The sequence below is a fragment of the Christiangramia sabulilitoris genome (assembly GCF_007050985.1).
Lineage (GTDB): Bacteria > Bacteroidota > Bacteroidia > Flavobacteriales > Flavobacteriaceae > Christiangramia > Christiangramia sabulilitoris.
In genome coordinates, this window is the sequence record NZ_VHSF01000002.1 from 379,781 (window position 1) to 394,932 (window position 15,152).

Genomic DNA, 15,152 nt, shown 5'->3' on the forward strand with positions numbered 1-15,152 from the left:
ATTAAAAATTAAATTATGAACCGACTTATTACCTTCCTTTCGGGAATGCTCCTCATCATATCAGGATTGCACGCCCAGGAAAACCTGAACTATCAGAAACCACCTAAAGAGATCCTCGACCTAATCGATGTACCGCTTGCTCCTGCGACACTCATAGATAGTGATGCCAGAATGATGGTTTTCCTCTACCGCGACCAGTTTAAGAGCATTGCAGAATTAAGTGAAGAAGAAATGAGACTGGGAGGTTTAAGGATCAATCCTGTCACTAATATTAACAGCCGTGCGAGATACTATAATAACCTTAAAGTAAAGCCGGTTGATGGTGATAAACCAATGGACGTTACCGGACTGCCCACATCTCCCCGACTTACCAATTTCACCTGGTCACCAGATGAATCCATGATCGCCTTTACCCATACTACTAATAAGGGCGTGGAATTATGGGTTCTGGATATTGAAAATGCAGCTGTAAAAAAGCTTACGGAAGCTAAACTAAATGCAAATATGAGAAGTACCCTGAATTGGTTTCGGGATAATTCTGCATTATTGGTAACCATGCTGCCGGCAGACCGGAAAAATCTGATCGATACGGAGACATCGGTACCTACCGGCCCTACCGTTTCTGTTAGCGATGGTAAGGAAGCGCAGAACAGAACTTATCAGGATCTTCTTAAGAATCCAAATGATGAATACAATTTCGAGCAACTGGCAAGATCTGAATTAGTAAAAGTCAACCTTGACGGAACCAGTTCGAAATGGATGGATCCAAAAATGTATAGTGATATTTCTTTTTCACCAGATGGAAATTACGTCATGGTAACGAACATTAAAAAACCATTTTCTTACCTGGTTCCTTATTACCGGTTCCCCTCAGAAACCAATATTTATAACACTACAGGTAATCTCGTAAGCAAGATCAACGAAGTGCCGCTAATTGAAGACCTGCCAAAAGGGTTTATGGCTGAACGTGAAGGAAAAAGAGATTTTACATGGCGCGATGATAAACCGGCATCTCTGGTTTATGTGAAAGCTCTGGACGGAGGCGACCCGGAAGTGGAAGCAGAATACAGAGATGAATTTTTCCAAATCGAAGCTCCTTTTAAAAATGACGGGAAATCTCTGTTAAAAGTGAAAAATCGCGGTAGCCGTATAATCTGGGGAGATGAGAACCTGGCGATAGCTTCAGATTACTGGTGGAATACCAGGAATACCAAAACCTATGTTTTTGACCCTTCTGATCCTACTAAAAAACCAGCAATAATATTTGACCGAAACTATCAGGATGTATACAGTGATCCGGGAAGATTTGTAACTACCAAAAATAAATTCGGAAGAGATGTATTAAAACTTCATGGTGATAACGCATTCCTCCTGGGGGCAGGGTATACTGAAGAAGGACAGTTCCCGTTTGTAGACGAAATTGACCTTGAAGAGGGAAAAACAAAAAGACTTTACCAGTCTGAATTCAAGAACAAAAAAGAAACACTGGTAGAAGCTTTGAATATGGAAAAAGGAGAGATCCTGGTAAGGATAGAGTCCTCGACCGAATATCCTAACTACTACATAAGGAATATATATTCTGAAAATGATCTTGATCAAATTACCTCTTTTGAAAATCCATTTAAAAGTCTGGAAGATGTAAGTAAGGAGGTAATTACTTATACCAGGGAAGATGGCCTGGAACTAAATGCTACGCTGTATTTACCGGCAGGTTACGACAAAGAAAACCCTGAAAAGTTACCAATGTTCATGTGGGCTTACCCACGTGAATTCAAGGATAAGAATTCTGCATCTCAAAACACTTCAAATGCTAATGATTTCACTTATCCATATTATGGATCTCCTATTTACTGGGTAAACAGAGGATATGTGGTGCTTGATGATGCTTCTTTTCCCATAGTTGGTGAAGGTGACGAAGAACCAAATGATAGCTTTAGAAAACAACTGGTGTCCAATGCGAAGGCCGCAATAGATGCCGTGGATGAAATGGGATATGTAGATAGGGACCGTGTCGCTGTGGGCGGCCATAGCTATGGAGCTTTCATGACCGCTAACCTTTTATCTCACTCAGATCTTTTTGCCGCAGGTATTGCTAGAAGCGGTGCTTATAACAGAACCCTTACTCCTTTTGGATTCCAGAGCGAGGAAAGAAGCTACTGGGAAGCACCAGATGTTTATTACCGGATGTCACCATTTATGCATACAGATAAAATGAAAACTCCCTTATTACTTATTCATGGAGAGGCAGATAATAATTCTGGCACCTATCCTATGCAAAGTGAACGCTATTTTAATGCCCTCAAAGGTCTTGGAGCAACTGCCAGACTGGTAATGCTTCCAAAAGAGAGCCACGGGTACAGTGCAAAGGAATCTGTGCTGCATGTAATATGGGAACAGGATCAATGGTTGGAAAAGTATGTGAAAAACAGGAAAAAGCAGGAAACCAGGCAAGTGGAAACTGTGGAAGCCTCGGGAAAATAATAAAACCCACCTGATAAACAGAACCCCGGTTATTACCGGGGTTTTTGTTTTAAATAAGGAAGCGCATTCAATAAATTAAATACGCTTCCTAACAACCTAACCAATAAATCAACCATTAGAGATACACTCTAAAGTTTTCAATATCTACTTTCGCTTTAAGATCATGTAATAGATTATAAAGGCCAAAAAAGGTCCTACTCATATAGAGAAAATGTCTGCTTCCTCTATTTCCATTCATTCTTCGTAATTCAGGGTCTTTTGAATATTTTTCGCTTAGAGCGGTTAGCTGTCTCCAGAACTTTTCATCTGTAAAATCAAAAGTTTCAGACTGAAAAGGCGTGGAAAACATAGTAAACATTTCATGGAACATCTCAGCAAAGAATTCAGCTTCCTTTTCAGAATCATCTTCAATCAGGATTTCTAGGTCACGCAATTTCTCGTAGAAAAATTCTTTATTATTTAAATTATCTCTATTCGTAAGGGCAAAATAAGGTTCATAGAATTCTTCCGGAATTTGCTTGATACATCCAAAATCTATCGCGATTAGATTATGATCTTTATCTACCATAAAATTGCCAGGATGAGGATCTGCATGCACCTGCTTTAAGCCATGCATCTGGAACATATAAAAATCCCATAATGCCTGACCTACCTTATTGGCTAACGCCTCATCTTCGTTGATCTTTGAAAATTCACTCAGATGAATACCTTCCATCCAGTCCATCGTTATGATACGCTCACTGGAAAGGTTTTCATAATACTTCGGAAAACGCAAATTGGGAATGTGAGCTGCAGCCTCAGAAATTTCTTTACTTTGCTTAACTTCCAGTATATAATCTGTTTCCTCCAAAAGTTTCCCCTCGACTTCCTGAAAATACTTTTCCGAATCTTTAGCCTTAAGATTGAACATCTTTAAAGCAATAGGCTTAACCATTGCCAGATCTGAACTGATACTGTCTGCAACCCCCGGATATTGGATTTTCACAGCAAGTTTTCTCCCTTCTTTCGTAGCCTTGTGCACCTGACCGATGCTGGCTGCATTAACCGATTGGGCTGCAAACGTATCATATAATTCTTCAGGATATTCTCCATGATATTTCTTAAAGGTCTTCCGAACCAAAGGCGCGGAAAGTGGCGGTACACTGAATTGTGCCAGGCTGAATTTTTCTACATAAGCACCGGGCAGAAGATTCTTTTCCATGGAAAGCATCTGGGCAACCTTTAGAGCACTACCTTTCAGGCTTTTTAGACCGTCATAAATATCTGAAGCGTTATCTTCATCCAGTTCATCCCTGCTCATATCGGGATTAAAAGCTTTCTTTCCGTAATATTTCAGGTAATTCCCACCAATTTTTACTCCGGTGGTAACCAGTTTCCCGGTTCTGCCTATTTTGCCTGTTGGTATTTTATCTATGGTTTTCATCTATCGTCTCTTAAGGCCTAAACCATTCTTTCTTTCCACAGAAATTTTCCAAAATCCACTACTCTTTCCAAAGGAGTATTGTCAAACAGATCAAATACCGTGTTCACTGATTTTTCTATTGCTACATCTGTACTTTCAAATTCCGGAGAATTATCATCCATCCAGAATTTTAGCAGGAATAAGAACTGCACCCATACTCCTTCTGAAAATATCATTTCATTCTGTTCAAAAAGTTTCATGGACTTTTCGCTGTTCCCGTCCTGGATCAGCATTTTACCATAATTCTTTACTTTCTTACGAAGATTTTTTAACTGGGTCATTCCTTTCAACTGTTGTCCAGGCTCATTTAAAGTATACAGAACATAGCTCCTATTAGCGGTAAGCACTTCAAACATGGTGTAGAAAAAAGTTAGCAGCTTTTCCCTGTTTTCGAATGAAGCATATTCTTTAGACTTCTCCATCACTGCAACGCTATTATCAAAAAACCGATCCCAGATCGCCTTTCTCAAACCTTCAAAACTTCCAAAATATTTATAGAAGTCCTGCTCGGTCATACCGTTATCTTTCGCGAATTTATATACACTGCGTGGAGTCTTTTCATGTTCCAGCACATAATCCATATAGATAGCAATTATTTCATCTGCACCTGGTTTCTTCTCCCCTTTACTATTTGCCGTCTTCTTTGCCATAACTTTTATTTCTGAAGTAAATTTACAACTTTGTTTAGCTTTAATCGCAAAAGTTTAAACAAAACTTTTGTTAAATATTTATCTGCCTTTGAAATTGCCAGATTTTAGACGGGATTGACTCCAGTTCATTACACGGCGTGTCAGTTTGACAGCAAATCACTATTGGTATTTTTTTTGAAAACAGAAGAGGGAATCAAAACTTAAAATTATATATATGGCAACCGGAAAAATAAATGTATCTGTTGAAAACATTTTTCCGCTCATCAAGAAGTTTTTATACAGTGATCATGAAATCTTTTTGAGGGAGCTTATATCAAATGCGACCGATGCGACTTTAAAATTAAAACACCTAAGCAGCCTTGGCGAAGCCAATGTAGACTATGGCAATCCCACTATTGAAGTAAAGATCGATGAGAAGAATAAAACACTTCATATCATCGACCAGGGAATTGGGATGACCAAAGAAGAAGTAGAAAAATATATTAATGAGGTAGCTTTTTCAGGAGCAGAAGAGTTTCTGAACAAGTACAAGGATTCTGCGAAGGACAGTGGCATAATCGGCCATTTTGGCCTCGGTTTTTATTCGGCCTTTATGGTTGCGAATAAAGTAGAGATCAGAACAAAATCACACAAAGATGAGCCTGCTGCGCATTGGGTATGCGAGGGAACCACTGAATTTACTCTTGAAGAAGGAGATAAAAAAGAACATGGTACCGAGGTAATTCTGCACATCAATGATGATGAAAAGGAATTTTTAAAAGAAAATCGCATTCAGGAACTCTTAGTGAAGTATAATAAATTCATGCCTGTTCCAATTAAATTTGGAACTAAGGAGGAAACACTTCCCCTTCCTGAAGATGCGAAAGAGGATGCCAAGCCGGAAACAAAGACGGTAGATAATATTATCAATAACCCTAACCCGGCATGGACAAAACAGCCAACAGACCTGGAAGAAAAGGATTATAATGATTTTTACCGCGAATTGTATCCAATGCAATTTGAAGAGCCTTTATTCCATATCCATTTAAATGTAGATTATCCGTTTAATCTTACCGGTATACTCTATTTCCCGAGAATGGCTCAGGATATGAACATACAGAAGGATAAGATACAGCTATACCAGAATCAGGTATTTGTTACAGACAATGTAGAAGGCATCGTACCTGAATTCCTGACTATGCTGCGCGGTGTTATCGATTCACCTGATATTCCTCTGAATGTATCCAGATCTTACCTGCAGGCAGATGGTGCCGTGAAAAAGATCTCCAGCTATATTACCAGAAAAGTGGCAGATAAGCTTAAGAGTCTTTTCAATAATAACAGGGAAGATTTCGAGAAGAAATGGAACGATATTAAGATCGTTATAGAATATGGTATGCTTACCGAAGAGAAGTTCTTCGAAAAAGCAGACAAATTCGCTCTATACCCAACTACAGATGGAGAGTATTATACCTTCGCTGAGCTGGAAGAGAAAATCAAGGAGAACCAGACTGATAAGGATGGTAACCTGCTGGTTCTTTATGCTTCCAACGAGAATGAGCAGCATAGTTATATAGAAGCGGCTAAAGACAAAGGCTATAAAGTATTGCTCCTGGATTCCCCAATTATTTCTCACCTTCTGCAGAAACTTGAAACATCGAAAGAGAAGATCTCCTTCGTGCGTGTAGATTCAGATCACGTGGATAATTTAATCAAAAAGGATGACGAGAAGATCTCCAAGCTTTCAGACGAGGAAAAGGAGAAACTAAAAGGAGATTTTGAAAAAGTGATCCCTTCAGAAAAATACACTATTCAGATGGAAGCAATGGATAGTAATGCCGCACCATTGATTATCACTCAGCCAGAATTTATGCGCAGAATGAAAGAAATGCAGCAAACCGGTGGTGGTGGTATGTTTGGTATGGGTAATATGCCAGAGATGTATAACCTGGTCGTGAATACAAACCACGATCTCATCAATACCATCCTGAACACTAAAACAGAGAAAAAGCAGCAACGCCTTATCAAACAGGCTTTAGACCTGGCCAGGTTGTCTCAGAACCTTTTAAAAGGGGAAGAATTAACCGCCTTTATCAAGAGAAGTTTTGATATGGTTAAATAAGGTCTTTCTGCCAATTTAAATTTTTAAACCGCTTTCTATATAGGAAGCGGTTTTTATTTTCTGTACTTTATCTTTTGTATTTTTAATCAAAATACACCCTATGAAAAAATTGATTTCTCTGTTCGTTCTGTTATTGCTTATTGGTTGTAAGCAAAATTCTTCTGAAAAAAGAATACCGGTTGAACCTAACAATGGAATTGGAGATGGAGCTACCCCTCCGCCCGTTCTTTCTTTTTCTGAAAATATTGAAGAAGCTCATAATAAGGTGGCTTTTATGAACAGACCGGCAATTTCTTTCGATATAAAACTACAATTCGGAGGAAAAACAAGCCTGGAAGGAAAAGTAAGCATGACCACGAACTCCTCTAAGGTAAGATTAGATAGAGCAGACGGGGCTTCAGTTATCTATGATGGTGAACAGGTCCATATTTCTCCGGCTTCAGCCACTTCAGACCGAGCAAGGTTCAATGTATTTACCTGGCAGTACTTTTTCGCTATGCCTTTTAAACTTACAGATCCTGGTACGGTCTGGGAAGAAGAAAAAAATCGCGTTCTGGATAGCCTGCAATACCAGACGGCCAAACTAAGTTTTGGTTCAAACATTGGGGATTCCCCAGATGATTGGTACGTAGTGTACAAAGATCCGGAGACCAGCCGCTTAAAAGCTGCTGCCTATATTGTGACTTTCAGTAAAGACCGGGAGAAGGCGGAGGAAGATCCCCATGCCATCGTATATTCAGACTATACAAATGTTGAAAATGTAGCTCTTGCCACAAAATGGAGTTTTCATAACTGGAATGAGGAAAACGGACTTGGAGAAAAACTGGGAGAAGCCGTTATAACCAATATAAAATTCTTCGATCCACAGGAAGGCTATTTTACTGCTCCGGCAGACAGTCAGGTCATTAAGAAATAAATTCAGACTTCTTCGGTTTGCCGGGAATGGCTAAGGTTTTTAAATACTATCTGGTAGAATTGCTGAATGTCATAAGGTTTGATAATAATATCGCTCATTCCGGCAGATTGTATCTCTTCCCTGATCTCTTCCACCTCAACAGCAGTAAGTGCGAGAATAGGAATGCTCGTATTAAATTTTCTTATTTCCCGGGAAGCATCAAGACCAGAAATACCGGGCATATTGACGTCCATTAGAATAAGATCAAAATCTGAATTCTTTACCAGCTCTATAGCCGTATGACCGTCTCCGGCAACCTCACATTCAAAATTCTTTTTCTCTAGTACTCTTTTGGTCACTACCTGGTTTATTCGGTTGTCATCCACGATCAAAATCTTCTTTTGTGAAATAGGATCATCCATGACAGATGGTAACTCTTTTTCGGGAGACTTTTGTATCGTCTTATCTACATCGAAGTTAATGGCAAAACTAAATTCTGAACCTTCTCCTTCTTTACTTTTCAAGGAGATTTCAGAGCCGAATAAACTTAAAAGTCTTTTAACGATAGGTAGGCCCAGACCTGTTCCCTGATAATTATAATTGGAATTTTCCAGCTGGGAGAATTCTTCAAAAATAACTTTTCTTTTACTTTTAGGAATTCCAGGGCCGTCATCCTTTATTTCAAAGAGGATTTTGGAAGTATCAGAGTCTGCCTTAAGTTGTTTTAGGGTGATATAAATATTTCCCCGCTCGGTAAATTTCATGGCATTGCCAACCAGGTTCATCAACACCTGAGAAAGTCTAACTGAATCTCCAATAAGATAGGCCGGTATACTTTCGTCTATGTTAATATGAATCTTATTCTTATTCTGAACCCTGGTGAATTCAAAACTATTAACTATACTGTTAATAAGATCTCTCAGGTTAAATGGTACATTTTCCAGGGTAACCTCATTGGATTCCATCTTATTCATTTGCAGAACATCGTTGATAAGCGCCAACAGGTAATCTGCAGAGAATTTCAGGGATCTTAGATCGTTTTTGTGTTTTTTCAACCCCTTATCTTCCAGAAGTAAAGAAGTCAATCCTATAACTCCATATAATGGGGTTCTAATTTCATGGCTAACCGTACTGAAAAATTTGGTCTTAAGCATGGAGAGTTTTTCAGCTTCCACCTTGGCATCCCGGTATTGTACGTTCTTTTCCTTAAGTTTTTCGATAAGCCGCTGCCGGTCCCGGTTGATCTTGTATAAAAAGATCAGGATAAAGATCATTCCAATCGAAGAAAATACCATCACTACCACCTTCTCCTTGGATTTTTGAATGATATCATGCTGATACTTCTGCTCCTTTTCGGCTATTAGCAGATCCTTCTTATATTGATTGATTTTATATTTTGCATTAGCGATCTCTGTTTGTCTTAACTTTTCAGATTCTAATACCTTAGAGTTATTTAGAATGAATTTTTCCTTAGCCTTATAAGCACTTTCATAATCTCCCTTTTTGGCCAGCATTTCACCATAGGCATTATAAGCCTCGGCAGCCTGCAGGTACAAACTATCTCTTTCAGCAATTTCTATAGATTGTTGAAAGAAATAATCAGAGATTTCCATATCATTTTTAAAGGCGTGATAACGCGCCATAAGCATATAAATGGGAGAATAAAAGTGACCCGTTTTCTCCTTATAACCCGGTTGAGCCTGATCCAGAGAATCCAGAATTTTTAATGACTCATTCAAATAGGAAAATGATTTTTCATATTTGCCGTTATCCAGATAAGTCCAGGCAATATTAGATTTCGATATGACCAAATCTTCCGGAAGATCAAGCTTTTCAGCGAGTTCTATCACCTTGTTATAATAGCCCATCCCCTTCTCGACTGTCGCGGGAATTTCAGAATAAACATTCCCGAGATTGATATAAGACAACAAAATAATAGTATCATTTTTACTTTGCTGTGCATATTCCAGACCAAGTGCATAATTTTTACGAGCACGAGCACTGTCATTTTGATCCGTGTATATATGTCCTAGTGAGTGGTAAGCTTTGGCAGTATAATCTGGAGAATCGATTTCACCTGCAAGATTTAAAAGTTGATGAGACTGCTCTATAGCTTTCTCATAATTATATCTGTTGATATGATCAGAAATATTATCTGCTAAAATTTTAAGGGAATCTTCTGAAACCGTTTCAGGATTTTGAGAAAATCCGGAATTCCAGAAAAAAGTGCACAACACCAGACAAAGAAAAAAACTTCTTTTCAAAAGCAGGAACAGGTTAATAGTTAGATTTCGGGGGATGAAATTACTCTAATTAAAGTACTTACACAACATTTATTTTATGGGAAACAGTTTTATTTTATTTTCCGGCAAATAAATTCTTTTATCTTCATCAAAAAATTGAAATTTATGATCTACCCTTGGCACTTATATTTAATGGGCTTTATGTACATAATTGCCGGAATATTTCATTTTCTGAAGCCCAGGATGTATATGAGAATCATGCCCCGCTATTTACCAGCACATAAGACGCTGGTTTACCTAAGCGGCCTGGCCGAAATATTATTGGGTATTGGCCTGTTTTTCCCAGACACGAAAGATTTTTCTATTTATGGCATCATATTGATGCTGAGCATATTTTTGCTGGTTCATTTCTACATGTTATCATCAAAAAAAGCAGCTGCAGGAATTCCTACATGGATTTTAATAGTAAGAATTCCCTTACAATTTTTTTTAATGTGGTGGGCGTGGTTTTACTTAAGCTTCTAACATGGAAAAACAAACTTTCAATTTAAAAGATGCAAAGGTTGAATACTATCAGTATTTTCTTACAAAGAAAAATGCTGATCGTTATCTCACGCAGCTCTTAAAATATGAGAAGTGGAGACATGATAAAATAAAATTATTCGGCAGGGAAATTTTTCAACCACGCTTAACTGCTTTGTTTGGAGAAAGCGGTAAAAGCTACACCTATTCGGGCCTTGAAATGAAACCAGTGTCCTTTACGTCAGAATTAGAGGAGATAAGAACTAATTGTGAAAAGGTCTGTAATTCTTCTTTCAATGTTTGTCTGGCAAATCTTTACCGGGATGGATCAGACAGCATGGGATGGCACTCAGACAATGAAAAAGAATTAGGTGACGAACCTGTAATAGCCTCGGTAAGTCTTGGCGCAGAAAGAATATTTCATATTAAGCATAAAACAGATAAATCTGAAACTCAAAAAATAAGGCTGCACCACGGCAGCCTTTTGATTATGAAGGGAAAAACACAGGAATCCTGGAAACATCAGCTTCCCAAAAGCAAACGCGTGGTATCCCCGAGAGTAAATCTTACATTTAGAAGGATCTATTAAGATTCCGATTCTTTTTCCGCATAAATATCGTTCAGAATTTTAGCCAATCTAAGTCCGCCCTTTTGAAGTTGATCCAGTACCGTAGGCATATGCTCATACATGTAAGAATAGCCTAATTTCTGCCCGTTTTCCACACCAGCATATAAATCCTCTGCCATCGCTCTGGATTCATAAACCCAATCCAGAAGTTTACCACTCTGGATAGATTTTCTTTCCTTTTTAGTCAGCGTCCTGGTATTGATAGCAAGTTCTGTATAACTCATCTGGTAAAAATTGATCATTTCGCTATCCCAAACTCTGTGGATATTTGAGCCATCATTAAACCATCTTACCTGTATATCATTTCCACCCTTATCTTCTGAATGTCCTGTATGGAAAGGTTGATGAAGATCTCCTACGAAATGCACCAGCATTTTTAAGTAGAATTGTTTTTCACTTTTCGAAACATTATCATCCTTTAATACAGCAATACATTTTCTAATGGCCTGCACCAGATCACCTCTATCACTAGCCTCTTCTAAAACATATTCCTCTGCATCAGGGTCTATATTAACATAATGCCAAGGGCCATATTTTCTATAATCGGGATCGCTTTTGATATCATCTGCATAATTTGCAACAAAAGCAAGACCATAGCCATTTAGCAATTCATCTATCGCATTTTTCGCTTTATCGGTAAGATTATTTTCAGCAATTTCAGCTGTTGCTCTATGTCCCGTTTTACCCCAATCGCCTCCCGAGGCAAAACCAGTGCTGGAACAAATGATTAACGCTAAAGCAAATAAGAATTTTTTCATTTTCTGAATAATTTTTGGCAAATATAAACAAGCCTGGAAAAAATAACTGTTAAGAATACAGATTATTAAAATTTAATATTATATATTTATGATATCATTTTAATATCAGATACTCTTTCAATTATGACACAGGAAAAATCAATTAAAGGCTTCAATGGCTACATAATGCTGTTCTTATTTTTCATTCTCTTCATAGGTAGCATCATAGTGGTCATTACTACTGAAAATCCATTTTGGGGAATTGTCTTTTTTATATCTATTCTTATTCTTCCAGGTTTGATCCTGGTAAATCCTAATGAATCCAGAGTTCTCTTACTTTTTGGAGACTATAAGGGAACCGTAAAACAAAATGGCCTTTTCTGGGTAAATCCGTTTTACACTAAAAAGAAAATTTCCTTACGCGCAAGAAATTTCGACAGCGAACGTCTCAAAGTAAATGACAAATTAGGAAATCCTGTAATGATTAGTACGATCCTGGTCTGGAGGGTTCAAGATACCTTTAAAGCTTCCTTTGATGTGGATAATTTTGAGAATTTTGTTGTGGTTCAAACTGATGCTGCTGTTAGGAAATTAGCCAGCCTTTACCCATATGATAATTTTGCAGATGAAGGCCTGGATGAAGACATAACTCTTAGGTCCAGTGTTAATGAGGTGAGCGACGCTCTGGAAAAGGAACTGGAAGAAAGATTGGAAATTGCGGGTATAGAAGTTCTGGAAGCCAGAATTGGTTACCTGGCATATGCCAATGAGATCGCCAGTGCAATGCTTAAAAGACAACAGGCAACAGCTATCGTAGCAGCCAGGCATAAGATCGTAGAGGGAGCAGTTAGCATGGTGGAAATGGCCTTAGAAGAGTTAAGCAGAAAAGAAGTAGTAGATCTGGATAATGAAAGAAGGGCGGCCATGGTAAGTAATTTAATGGTAGTTCTTTGTGGAGATAAGGATGCTTCCCCTGTACTAAATACTGGCACATTAAATCATTAAAATGAGGGTGTTTAAGGAAGAGCAGGCCTTTAGACAGTGGTGGCTTATTTTGATCCTGGGCATCCTAATGCTTATTTGTGCAATTCCTATCGTCAATTGGAAAGCTGAGGTACAATGGAATCCCTGGAATTTTCTTGCTTTTAGCCTCATGTTCTTGATCGCACTGCTATTCTGGACATTAAGATTAAAAACCAGAATTGATGCATACGGGATTACAGCAAGATTTACACCTTTCAATTCTTTTAAAAGACATTACAATTGGAAGGAAATTGAAAATTGTTATGTTAGAGAATATGCCCCAATATCTGAATATGGTGGCTGGGGTATTCGAGGCTTTGGAAAAGCCATAGCTTATAATGTTTCGGGAAATATGGGCATACAAATTGTAACCACTAATGGAGAAAAATTTCTTATTGGAACCAATAAGCCTACGGAAGCAGAAAAAGTGATAGATCATTTTATGCAAAAACAAAATTGAATATGAAAAAATTAATTATAACCACCTTTTTAGTGATTCTTGGATTTACCATGATTGGCCAGGAAGCGCAATATCAGGAAAGTGATCTTGAGATTGGTAAATTTATCGAAGGTACGCTCACCCTTCCAACTGTAAAAGAAGCGAATAGCTTGATTATATTCATCCAGGGATCCGGACCTACAGACCGTAATGGTAATCAGCCAATGATGACCAATGACGGAATGAAGAAAATGTCCAGGGAGCTGGCCACTAATGGAATTGCATCTTTTAGATATGATAAACGTATTTTTAAAATGGAAGAGCTAAAGTTGAAAGAAGAGGATCTAACGTTTGATGATATGGCGATGGATGCCCGTGAAATAATTGGCTACTTTAAAGATAAAGATCAGTTTGAGAATATTGTGATCGCCGGGCACAGCCAGGGATCACTTGTAGGCATTCTTGCTTCAGACGATAATACAGATGCCTTCATCTCACTTGCCGGAGCTGGTGAACCTATTGATAATATTATCGTAGGGCAGGTTATGAAAATGGCTCCTCAACTCGGGGATAATGCCAGAAATGCCTTTGCCGAAATGAAAGCAGAAGGAAAAACCTCGAATTACAGTCCCATGCTGGAATCCCTGTTCAGACCTAATATTCAGCCATATATGCTTAGCTGGATGAAGTATGATCCTGCAGAGGAGATAAGTAAACTTGAAATACCAGTTCTGATCATCAATGGGACAGCAGATATACAGGTAGACGTCGAACAGGCAGAAAAACTAGCCAGTGCTAATGAAAATTCAAAACTGGTGATTCTGGAGAATATGAATCATATTTTCCGTGAGATCGAAACTAAAGACCGGTTGGTGAACACAAAGTCTTATAATGAGCCAAACCAACCACTGCATCCTGAATTGATATCGGTAATTACCGATTTTATCAATGAACTTGATTAAATTATGGCCAAGAAAAAAGCATTCGCCTTAAGAGTAGATGAAGATATGCTTAAAGCTATCGAGAAATGGGCATCCGATGAATTTAGGAGTACCAACGGGCAGATAGAATGGATGCTTAATCGCGCATTAAAAGATGCAAAACGATACCCTAAGAATAAAAAGCAGGAAGAATAATGTTTAAGATCGTCTTTTCAGATATTGATGGCACTTTATTAAATGCCGAAAGAAACCTTTCAGAATACACCATAGAAACCATAAAGAAACTCTCCAAATGTGACATCCCTTTTATCCTTATCTCATCCAGAATGCCCGCAGCAATGCGTCATCTTCAGGAAAAAATGGATATTACACACCTCCCAATCATAAGTTACAACGGAGGTTTGATACTGGTGAATGGAAAAACTGTGAGCTCCACAGAAATCCCTATCGAAATATTAGCACAGCTATCTGATTTTAATATTGAGCCAGATGTACACCTCAGCTTATTTCATAATGACGAATGGTATGTTCCCAGGGATGATTTCTGGACTCGCCGTGAAATCAATAACACCAAAGTTAATCCTGAAATTACAACCAATAAGGAAGTTATTGAAAAGTGGAAAAATGAAAATAAGGGCGCTCACAAAATCATGGCTATGGGAGATGAAGAAAATATAGACAGGATACGTGATTTTTTAATCGAGAATTTTGCAGGCAAACTTCATTTGTACAGGTCTAAACCTTCTTACCTGGAAATAGCACCACGGTCAATATCAAAACTAACCGCTGTAGAACATCTGTTGGATAATCATTTTAAACTTCCCTTATCACAAAGCGTGGCCTACGGAGATAATTACAATGATATTGAAATGCTTAAAGGCGTTGGGATGGGAATTGCAGTAGGGAACGCAAAGCCGGAAGTACTGGAAATAGCACATAAGATTACAACTCCCGGAAAGGAAGACGGTGTAGCTAAAAGTCTTTCTGAATTACTTGAAATTTAAGTTGTTTTTGTACTTGGAGGCGGTTA

The 15,152-nt window shown here is 38.3% G+C and carries 14 protein-coding genes; 10 read left to right on the forward strand and 4 right to left on the reverse strand.

Features of this window, described 5'->3' with window-relative positions; all coding sequences use genetic code 11:
• The first annotated feature begins 15 nt into the window (after window positions 1-15).
• Entirely contained in the window at window positions 16-2,481 is a 2,466-nt protein-coding gene (locus tag FGM01_RS08180; RefSeq protein ID WP_143410695.1) for a S9 family peptidase, read from the forward strand.
• Between the two features lie 115 nt (window positions 2,482-2,596).
• On the opposite strand, the gene FGM01_RS08185 is transcribed toward FGM01_RS08180, so the two are convergent.
• A complete protein-coding gene (locus FGM01_RS08185; RefSeq protein ID WP_143410696.1) occupies window positions 2,597-3,904 on the reverse strand; it encodes an ABC1 kinase family protein in 1,308 nt (435 codons plus the stop codon).
• 17 nt (window positions 3,905-3,921) lie between these two features.
• Entirely contained in the window at window positions 3,922-4,593 is a 672-nt protein-coding gene (locus FGM01_RS08190) for a TetR/AcrR family transcriptional regulator (protein WP_143410697.1), read from the reverse strand.
• A 214-nt stretch (window positions 4,594-4,807) separates the two neighbouring features.
• Between FGM01_RS08190 and htpG the strand changes: the two genes are divergently transcribed.
• Both htpG and FGM01_RS08200 read left to right on the forward strand, forming a co-directional pair.
• Window positions 4,808-6,694: a molecular chaperone HtpG gene (htpG, locus tag FGM01_RS08195; RefSeq protein ID WP_143410698.1), complete on the forward strand. Its 1,887-nt coding sequence runs from the start codon at window positions 4,808-4,810 to the stop codon at window positions 6,692-6,694.
• 100 nt (window positions 6,695-6,794) lie between these two features.
• Entirely contained in the window at window positions 6,795-7,610 is an 816-nt protein-coding gene (locus FGM01_RS08200; protein WP_143410699.1) for a DUF6503 family protein, read from the forward strand.
• 2 nt (window positions 7,611-7,612) lie between these two features.
• Here FGM01_RS08200 and FGM01_RS08205 read toward each other — a convergent pair whose 3' ends face one another.
• Window positions 7,613-9,853, reverse strand: coding sequence for a tetratricopeptide repeat-containing hybrid sensor histidine kinase/response regulator (locus FGM01_RS08205; RefSeq protein ID WP_143410700.1), 2,241 nt, complete (start codon window positions 9,851-9,853; stop codon window positions 7,613-7,615).
• Between the two features lie 144 nt (window positions 9,854-9,997).
• Between FGM01_RS08205 and FGM01_RS14655 the strand changes: the two genes are divergently transcribed.
• Window positions 9,998-10,357 carry a DoxX family protein gene (locus FGM01_RS14655; RefSeq protein ID WP_143410701.1) on the forward strand — a complete coding sequence of 120 codons (360 nt, stop codon included), beginning with the start codon at window positions 9,998-10,000 and terminating at the stop codon, window positions 10,355-10,357.
• A 1-nt stretch (window position 10,358) separates the two neighbouring features.
• Window positions 10,359-10,943, forward strand: a complete 585-nt coding sequence (locus tag FGM01_RS08215) for an alpha-ketoglutarate-dependent dioxygenase AlkB family protein (RefSeq protein WP_143410702.1) — start codon at window positions 10,359-10,361, stop codon at window positions 10,941-10,943.
• On the opposite strand, the gene FGM01_RS08220 is transcribed toward FGM01_RS08215, so the two are convergent.
• Window positions 10,940-11,740, reverse strand: a complete 801-nt coding sequence (locus tag FGM01_RS08220; protein WP_143410703.1) for a S1/P1 nuclease — start codon at window positions 11,738-11,740, stop codon at window positions 10,940-10,942. The genes FGM01_RS08215 and FGM01_RS08220 overlap by 4 nt on opposite strands.
• A gap of 123 nt (window positions 11,741-11,863) precedes the next feature.
• On the opposite strand from FGM01_RS08220, the gene FGM01_RS08225 reads away from it, so the two are divergent.
• From FGM01_RS08225 to FGM01_RS08245, 5 genes are read left to right on the forward strand one after another with little or no spacing between them, the layout of a single operon-like run.
• Entirely contained in the window at window positions 11,864-12,724 is an 861-nt protein-coding gene (locus FGM01_RS08225) for an SPFH domain-containing protein (protein WP_143410704.1), read from the forward strand.
• A gap of 1 nt (window position 12,725) precedes the next feature.
• The gene (locus tag FGM01_RS14660) at window positions 12,726-13,202 is read left to right on the forward strand and encodes a hypothetical protein (protein ID WP_143410705.1); all 477 of its coding nucleotides are present in this window, start codon (window positions 12,726-12,728) and stop codon (window positions 13,200-13,202) included.
• 2 nt (window positions 13,203-13,204) lie between these two features.
• Window positions 13,205-14,143 carry an alpha/beta hydrolase family protein gene (locus tag FGM01_RS08235; RefSeq protein WP_143410706.1) on the forward strand — a complete coding sequence of 313 codons (939 nt, stop codon included), beginning with the start codon at window positions 13,205-13,207 and terminating at the stop codon, window positions 14,141-14,143.
• 3 nt (window positions 14,144-14,146) lie between these two features.
• The gene (locus FGM01_RS08240; protein ID WP_143410707.1) at window positions 14,147-14,317 is read left to right on the forward strand and encodes a type II toxin-antitoxin system antitoxin; all 171 of its coding nucleotides are present in this window, start codon (window positions 14,147-14,149) and stop codon (window positions 14,315-14,317) included.
• Window positions 14,317-15,126 (forward strand): HAD family hydrolase, encoded by an 810-nt coding sequence (locus FGM01_RS08245; RefSeq protein WP_143410708.1) that lies wholly within the window; start codon window positions 14,317-14,319, stop codon window positions 15,124-15,126. Before FGM01_RS08240 ends, FGM01_RS08245 begins: the two co-directional genes overlap by 1 nt.
• Window positions 15,127-15,152: the final 26 nt, after the last annotated feature.

What these genes read in the sequence shown, in the direction of transcription:
- FGM01_RS08180 (WP_143410695.1), top strand. Translation starts at nt 16, where the DNA reads ATGAACCGACTTATTACCTTCCTTTCGGGAATGCTCCTCATCATATCA.
- FGM01_RS08185 (WP_143410696.1), bottom strand. Translation starts at nt 3,904, where the DNA reads ATGAAAACCATAGATAAAATACCAACAGGCAAAATAGGCAGAACCGGG.
- FGM01_RS08190 (WP_143410697.1), bottom strand. Translation starts at nt 4,593, where the DNA reads ATGGCAAAGAAGACGGCAAATAGTAAAGGGGAGAAGAAACCAGGTGCA.
- htpG (WP_143410698.1), top strand. Translation starts at nt 4,808, where the DNA reads ATGGCAACCGGAAAAATAAATGTATCTGTTGAAAACATTTTTCCGCTC.
- FGM01_RS08200 (WP_143410699.1), top strand. Translation starts at nt 6,795, where the DNA reads ATGAAAAAATTGATTTCTCTGTTCGTTCTGTTATTGCTTATTGGTTGT.
- FGM01_RS14655 (WP_143410701.1), top strand. Translation starts at nt 9,998, where the DNA reads ATGATCTACCCTTGGCACTTATATTTAATGGGCTTTATGTACATAATT.
- FGM01_RS08215 (WP_143410702.1), top strand. Translation starts at nt 10,359, where the DNA reads ATGGAAAAACAAACTTTCAATTTAAAAGATGCAAAGGTTGAATACTAT.
- FGM01_RS08220 (WP_143410703.1), bottom strand. Translation starts at nt 11,740, where the DNA reads ATGAAAAAATTCTTATTTGCTTTAGCGTTAATCATTTGTTCCAGCACT.
- FGM01_RS08225 (WP_143410704.1), top strand. Translation starts at nt 11,864, where the DNA reads ATGACACAGGAAAAATCAATTAAAGGCTTCAATGGCTACATAATGCTG.
- FGM01_RS14660 (WP_143410705.1), top strand. Translation starts at nt 12,726, where the DNA reads ATGAGGGTGTTTAAGGAAGAGCAGGCCTTTAGACAGTGGTGGCTTATT.
- FGM01_RS08235 (WP_143410706.1), top strand. Translation starts at nt 13,205, where the DNA reads ATGAAAAAATTAATTATAACCACCTTTTTAGTGATTCTTGGATTTACC.
- FGM01_RS08240 (WP_143410707.1), top strand. Translation starts at nt 14,147, where the DNA reads ATGGCCAAGAAAAAAGCATTCGCCTTAAGAGTAGATGAAGATATGCTT.
- FGM01_RS08245 (WP_143410708.1), top strand. Translation starts at nt 14,317, where the DNA reads ATGTTTAAGATCGTCTTTTCAGATATTGATGGCACTTTATTAAATGCC.